6 protein-coding genes (1 of these 6 running past the window's edge) are annotated in these 6,935 nt (G+C 31.5%); 3 read left to right on the plus strand and 3 right to left on the minus strand.

What is annotated here, in order from left to right; genetic code table 11:
- Positions 1 to 15: 15 nt before the first annotated feature.
- Together QM746_RS00700 and uvrC are read left to right on the plus strand one after the other, a co-directional pair.
- Positions 16 to 525 (plus strand): hypothetical protein, encoded by a 510-nt coding sequence (locus tag QM746_RS00700; protein ID WP_414982455.1) that lies wholly within the window; start codon positions 16 to 18, stop codon positions 523 to 525.
- A gap of 73 nt (positions 526 to 598) precedes the next feature.
- The gene (gene uvrC, locus QM746_RS00705) at positions 599 to 2,389 is read left to right on the plus strand and encodes an excinuclease ABC subunit UvrC (protein WP_414982456.1); all 1,791 of its coding nucleotides are present in this window, start codon (positions 599 to 601) and stop codon (positions 2,387 to 2,389) included.
- 30 nt (positions 2,390 to 2,419) lie between these two features.
- Here uvrC and QM746_RS00710 read toward each other — a convergent pair whose 3' ends face one another.
- The 3 genes from QM746_RS00710 to QM746_RS00720 all read right to left on the minus strand — a co-directional run bounded on the left by QM746_RS00710 (position 2,420) and on the right by QM746_RS00720 (position 5,300).
- On the minus strand, positions 2,420 to 3,208 hold the full coding sequence (locus tag QM746_RS00710; RefSeq protein ID WP_414982457.1) for a hypothetical protein: 789 nt from the start codon (positions 3,206 to 3,208) through the stop codon (positions 2,420 to 2,422).
- Positions 3,209 to 3,307: 99 nt separating this feature from the next.
- Positions 3,308 to 4,387 (minus strand): PorV/PorQ family protein, encoded by a 1,080-nt coding sequence (locus QM746_RS00715; RefSeq protein WP_414982458.1) that lies wholly within the window; start codon positions 4,385 to 4,387, stop codon positions 3,308 to 3,310.
- Between the two features lie 16 nt (positions 4,388 to 4,403).
- Complete coding sequence (locus QM746_RS00720) at positions 4,404 to 5,300, minus strand: DMT family transporter (RefSeq protein ID WP_414982459.1); 897 nt, start codon at positions 5,298 to 5,300, stop codon at positions 4,404 to 4,406.
- Positions 5,301 to 5,610: 310 nt separating this feature from the next.
- On the opposite strand from QM746_RS00720, the gene QM746_RS00725 reads away from it, so the two are divergent.
- On the plus strand, positions 5,611 to 6,935 hold the 5' portion of the coding sequence (locus tag QM746_RS00725) for an acyl-CoA carboxylase subunit beta (RefSeq protein WP_414982460.1). Its footprint extends 304 nt past the window's final position; only the first 1,325 of its 1,629 coding nucleotides appear in the window; its start codon is at positions 5,611 to 5,613; the stop codon falls past the right edge of the window.

Consider the following 6,935-nt stretch of genomic DNA (forward strand, 5'->3'; position numbering starts at 1 on the left):
ATAAAATATATAACCATGAAAAAAATATTATTTCTTGTTGTTTTATCATTTACTCAAATGAGTTTTGCTCAAAATTTTGACATTAGAACATCTTCTTCAAATCAAACCTCAAAAAGTATTTATTCTAAGCAAGATGCTCCTTTGGTAGTAGCAAATGGGCAAAAAACTTTTTTTTATGCAACAGCTTTTATCCCTAATAATATTGAAAGTATAACCGTTATTAAAGGTGAAAAAGCAGTTAACTTACATGGTGAAAAAGCAAAAAATGGTGTTTTGGAAATAACTTTCAAGCCTAATACTGTTTTATTAAATCTTCAGAATTTTTATTCGGAATACAATATTTCAAAAGCTGACCAATTCTTGCCTATCGTTCTCAACAAACATTTCGTTGACGAAAAAGAATATCTTTTGCTTGATAAATCTGCCATTACTTCTGTGAAAATTCTTGATGAACAACCATTTGTAGAACCTGTTCTTTTGCCAAAAGGAAAAGCAATTTATATTGAAGCAATGGAAATGAAATAATACATTTCAATAGATTGCTTCGTCGTTTCACTCCTCGCAATGACGGTAGCAACTTTTTCACTATTTTTGTTCTATGAATGAAAACCTAGAACTTCAACTCAAAACACTTCCTTCCGAACCCGGAGTTTACCGTTATTATGATAAAAACGGACAACTTCTGTACGTTGGAAAAGCCAAGAATTTGAAGAAAAGAGTCCATTCTTATTTCAACAAAAATCAAAACGGATACAGAACCAGAATTATGGTTTCTAAAATCGTAAGGCTAGAAACTACCGTTGTAAACTCCGAATACGACGCACTTTTATTAGAAAACAATTTGATAAAAGAGCATCAACCGTTCTACAACGTCATGTTGAAAGACGACAAAACTTATCCTTGGATTTGTATTAAAAATGAAGATTTTCCTAGAATTTTCATGATCAGAAATGTCGTAAAAGATGGCAGCGAATATTATGGACCTTACGCCAAAGTTCGTCCAGCTAAAATCTTATTGGAAACGATTAAAAATTTGTATAAAATTCGTTCGTGTAGTTTAGATTTATCTCCAAAAAAAATTGATGACGGAAAATATAAAGTTTGCCTAGAATATCACATCAAAAATTGCAAAGGACCTTGCGAAGGTTTAGAAAGCAAAGAAAATTATGACGAAAAAATAGACGCCATCCGTGGAATTATTAAAGGAGATTTCCGAAAAGCAAGAAAATATTTAGAAGACGAAATGTTTCGTTTTGCTGCAAATTTAGAGTTTGAAGCAGCACAAACCGTGAAAGAAAGATTAGATTTTTTAGATGATTATCAGGCGAGAAATACGGTTGTAAATCCTAATATTGATGATGTAGATGTTTTCGGGATGACGAGTGATGAAACCGCTGCTTATGTCAATTTTTTCAAAATTAGAAACGGAAATATTGTACAAAGTTTTACCACAGAAATTAAGAAAGTTTTAGAAGAAACCGATGAAGAAATCTTGGAAGAAGCTTTAATAGAAATCCGACAAAAATTTGCTTCTGAATCTAAGGAAATTTTGCTTCCTTTTCATTTGAATATAGAAATTCCGAACATCAAATTGATTGTTCCAAAAGTTGGAGATAAGAAAAGAATTGTAGAACTTTCAGAAAAAAACGCCAAAGAATACAGACTAGAAAAGCTGAAACAAGTTCAAATTATTGACCCCGAAAGACACACCAACAGAATTATGGCAGAAATGCAAAAACTGCTCAGAATGCCTGTAGAACCGAGACATATTGAAGGTTTTGACAACTCAAACATTCAAGGGAGCAATCCTGTTTCGGCGTGTGTTGTTTTCAAAGATGGAAAACCAAGTAAATCTGATTACCGAATTTTTCACGTAAAAACAGTGGAAGGTCCGAATGATTTTGCAACGATGGAAGAAGTAATTTACAGGCGTTACAAAAGAATGTTAGACGAAGGTGAAAATCTACCTCAATTAATTTTGATAGACGGAGGTAAAGGACAACTTTCATCTGCCATAAAAAGTTTAAAATTATTAGGCTTATACGGAAAAATAACGATTGTAGGTATTGCAAAACGTTTAGAAGAAATATTTTTCCCTGAAGATTCTATTCCGTTGTATTTAGATAAAAAATCGGAGACTTTGAAAATTCTGCAAAGAGTAAGAGACGAAGCTCATAGATTTGGAGTAAAACATCATAGAACGCGTAGAACCAACAATACTATAAAATCTGAATTGGAAGAAATACCTGGAGTGGGCGAAAAAACCATAGAATTGCTTCTAAAGAAACTAAAATCTGTAAAACGAATAAAGGAATCCAACTTAGAAACTTTGGAAGAAATTCTTGGGAAACAGAAAGGAAAAATTGTTTGGGAGTTTTTTAATCAATAAAAAAGCATCAATTTCTTGATGCTTTTCTTTTTATTTCGCTGTAAAAACTTCTTTCTTATAATTTCCATCATTGATTGGGATTTCAATCACCAGATTTCCGTTTTCATAGTAACCTAAAGTAGAAATTCCGTTTTCTAAAGTCACTCTGTAAACATCTGCTTTAGTTGTATTTTTGAAAGTAGCAAAAGGAACAGAACTGCTAGAACTCACCAAAATAAATTGGTCTTTCGAGATTTGTATTTTTTGCAAATTAACTTTTCCGTTGGTGTAAGATTCTGCTTTTTTGGTTTCTGAAACTGTAGGAGAAGGTGTATCTTTTTTCTCTTCCAGAACCACTTTTTGGTCTATTGGCAAAGGAACTGCCTCTTTTATAGTCTCTTTAATATTAGAAGAAGCAAGGTTTGGGTCTGGCATAGAAGCAGGAATTGTAGCCAAAGATTGTTTAAGTGCATCTTGAAAACCTAAATCAAATTCTTTGAGCATTGAATTTCCTTTGGTTTCAGAAACTACTTTTTTCTGACAATCTGAAAACTGTAATTTCACTCTATTTCTAAACATATTAGAGTCGTTAAGAAGTTCTGCATTAAGCACTTTGCAAGGATTTTGTCTCAATTCCGAAGGCCAATTTGCCATTTCTTCTTGTATCACTTTGTATTTTTTGCTTTCCAAAGCTTTTTTCAATAAATTATTCAAATTGTATTGATTCGTTTCATAATCTTTGAATTTTGCTGGAACATAAACATATTCATAATCAGAAAGTTTTTGTCCGTACAATAAAGTTAAGCTAAAAAGCAACGAAAGTGATATTATTTTTTTCATTTTTTTGAATAATTTTTACGAAAGTAAATGTATGAAATTTATTGAAAGTTTTCTGTTTTAATAGAAATGAAATTACTTTAGAGCATTCATTTTTTTATTTTAATTTCTAAATTCGCCCATATCTAATTTCAAAGAAAAGAAATTCGAGAAGTAATTGCTACCTCCAATTCCAGTACTTGTAATGGCATAATCTAAAGTTAAACCACGGTAGCGAATTCCAATTCCGGCACTTGGCTGAAAAGTAACTTTTCTTTTTAAATCTTCAATATCTGTTACATTTTGAAATTTATTAACTCCAGCTCTCACAAAAATCATTTTCTGAAAGCTCAATTCTGCACCAAGATAAGGTGTGATACTGGCAAAATCTGTTGAAATAAGCGCTGCTGTTTTGGCAAAATCTACATTTACACCAGCTTCTGGAAGCAATTCTAAATCTCTATTTAGCTCGAAGTTTTTAGAAAGTCCCATATTTAATTTTGGCATTGTAATCTCCATTTTATCTTTTGGAGCGGGATTAAATTCTTCACCATTTACAATTGCTGATAATTCTTTTTGATTGATAGACCAAAAATTAACTGTCGTAATAGCGTCACGAAGCATTGCACCAAATTTATAACCAGAATCTGCATTATAAATCGCTCCCAAATCAAAACCAAAACCAAAACCGTTAGCAAATTTCCCAACGTTTCTATATACAATTTTTGCATTAACACCTACGCTTAATTTTTCTTTTCCAGCGGGATGAAACGCATAGGAAATAATACCTGAATAATCTGAAGTAGAAAATTTAGAAATTTTATCATAATCTATATTTCCTTCAGAATCTATCATTTGTGTGGTATTCAAAATATTATCAACACCTAATCTAACGATAGAAATCCCAAGAACGCCATCATTAGAATCTAACGCTTTTGCAAAAGAGATATAATCGTACTTTGCAATAGATTCAAAATATTCCGCGTGCATTGCTGCACCTTGCCAATCTCTATCAATTTCTGTTAATCCTGCGGGGTTCCACATTGGCGCATAAACATCGTTTTGGTTAGAGATTACAGCTCCTCCCATTGCTAAACCTCTTGCTCCAGCTCCAATATTTAAAAATTCATTAGAATATTTTCTAACGATTTGAGCATTGCTGAAAACGGACAATAAGGTTAAAATAAATAAATATTTCTTCATCAAATTTGTTTATAATCTAAAGCGTATTTTCTACTGCTTCAAGTTTAGATTTCTTTCTAGCTTTTATAATTCCATTTATTACAATTGCCAAAATCATTACCAACGAAGCGATATAAAAAATAGCACTCATCTTTTCTGATTCTCCAAAGATAAAAAAAGCCAAGATAATACCATAAATTGGTTCTAAATTCACTGTTAAAATCAATGTAAAAGGTGAAATATATTTCATAAGATTCACCGATTCAAACATTGGAAAAGCAGTAAATAGACTCGCTAATATGGTTAATAACGCTAAATCTCTGTAACTTATTTCGCCAACTTGAAAAATATGTCCTGAAAACAGAAAATATAAACTAATTACGACCCATCCTCCGAAAATTTCATAAAAAATAATGTTTCCCGAAGATGTTTTGCCATATATTTTACCATTAAATACAGAAAAAATAGTGCCTAAAAGTGCACAAATTAATCCATAAATAATCCCTAATTTATACTGAAATTCTACTTTAAAAATTAAAGAAATACATATCACAATTACGATTCCCATTAATATTTCAGATAAATCTATTTTTCTTTTGAAAACCAAAGGTTCTATTAAGGCTGCAAACAACGTAGAAGTTCCTAAACAACTCAAAGCAATAGAAACATTAGAAACTTTAATAGAGCTAAAGAAAAATAACCAATGAAAAGCCATTAAACTACCAATTCCTATTAATTTTAACAGCAATTTTCTAGAAACTTTTATATTATCTTTTTTGATGAATCTTATGAAAATGTAAAGAAAAGTGGCAGCAAAAATCATTCTATAAAATACCAAAACTTCAGCATTCGCATGAATTAACTTTCCTAAAATTGCAGTAAAACCCCAAAGAAAAACAATAAGGTGTAGCCTAAAATGGGCAGATTTGTACATAGTCATTATTTATTATTGCAAAAATAATCACTTATTTTCATTATTTAGGTAAATAATAAAAAATAACACCGCCCAAAACATCCTTCGAAATTCTGGGCGGCATCAAATAATAAACTATAAAAAACTAATTAGGAAAAATCTTTCATCCATTCTATTTGAGACTAAAACGTGATTTTTATCATTAATATTTCTTAAAAAAAAGTTAAATTTTTATTTTTTATCAAGACGAAACAAATTCATAAAATTTCTCATTTACTTTTCATTTTTTATTTTTATTAAAATGTGTATTTTTAGAGACACATTTTAGGATATGGATTTAGAATTCAATAAAAACGAAGACATTAATAAATTAAGACTTGCTGAAATTAATCAACTCTATACCAAAATTAAAAAAGGTGGAGGCGAAAAAGCATTACAGAAACAACGCGACCAAGGAAAACTTACCGCTAGAGAAAGAATTTCCTATTTATTAGATGATGATAATGACGCAATTGAAATTGCCGCTTTTGCAGGTAATGAAATGTACGAAGAACATGGCGGTTGCCCAAGTGGTGGAGTTATCGTGAAAATTGGTAAAATATCTGGTAAACAATGCATCGTTGTAGCCAATGACGCTACCGTAAAAGCTGGAGCTTGGTTCCCTATTACAGGAAAAAAAAATCTAAGAGCTCAAGAAATAGCGATGGAAAACAGACTTCCAATTATCTATTTGGTAGATTCTGCAGGGGTTTACCTTCCTATGCAAGACGAAATATTTCCAGACAAAGAACATTTTGGTAGAATTTTTAGAAATAACGCTAAAATGTCTTCCATGGGGATTATTCAAATCTCAGCGATTATGGGAAGTTGCGTTGCCGGTGGAGCTTATCTTCCAATTATGAGTGACGAAGCTATGATTGTAGATAAAACTGGCTCTATTTTTCTTGCAGGGAGTTATTTGGTAAAAGCAGCAATTGGTGAAAATATAGACAATGAAACGCTTGGTGGAGCAACTACACACTGCGAAATTTCTGGAGTTACTGATTATAAAGCCAAAGACGATAAAGATGCTCTCGATAGAATTAAAAATATTATGAAATCTATTGGAGACTTTGAAAAAGCAGGTTTTGATAGAATTGAAAGTTCAGAACCTAAAAAAAATCCAGAAGAAATATTTGGAATTATACCAGCCTCTAGAGCAGAACAATATGATACGTATGAAATCATCAAAAGATTAGTAGATAACTCAGATTTCGAAGAATATAAACCAGATTACGGAAAAACGATTATTTGCTGTACCGCAAGAATTGACGGTTGGAGTGTTGGCATTATTGCCAATCAAAGAAAAATGGTAAAATCTGGAAAAGGAGAAATGCAATTTGGAGGTATAATATATTCGGATTCTGCAGATAAAACTACCAGATTTATTGCCAATTGTAATCAAAGAAAAATTCCTTTGGTTTTTCTACAAGATGTAACAGGTTTTATGGTAGGTTCAAAATCAGAACATGGAGGCATCATAAAAGACGGTGCCAAAATGGTAAATGCAGTGGCAAATTCTGTTGTTCCAAAGTTTACTATAATTATGGGAAATTCATTTGGTGCTGGTAATTACGCTATGTGTGGCAAAGCTTATGACCCTAGATTTATCGTTTC

The organism is Cloacibacterium sp., assembly GCF_047601505.1.
In the GTDB taxonomy this organism is placed as follows: Bacteria; Bacteroidota; Bacteroidia; order Flavobacteriales; family Weeksellaceae; genus Cloacibacterium.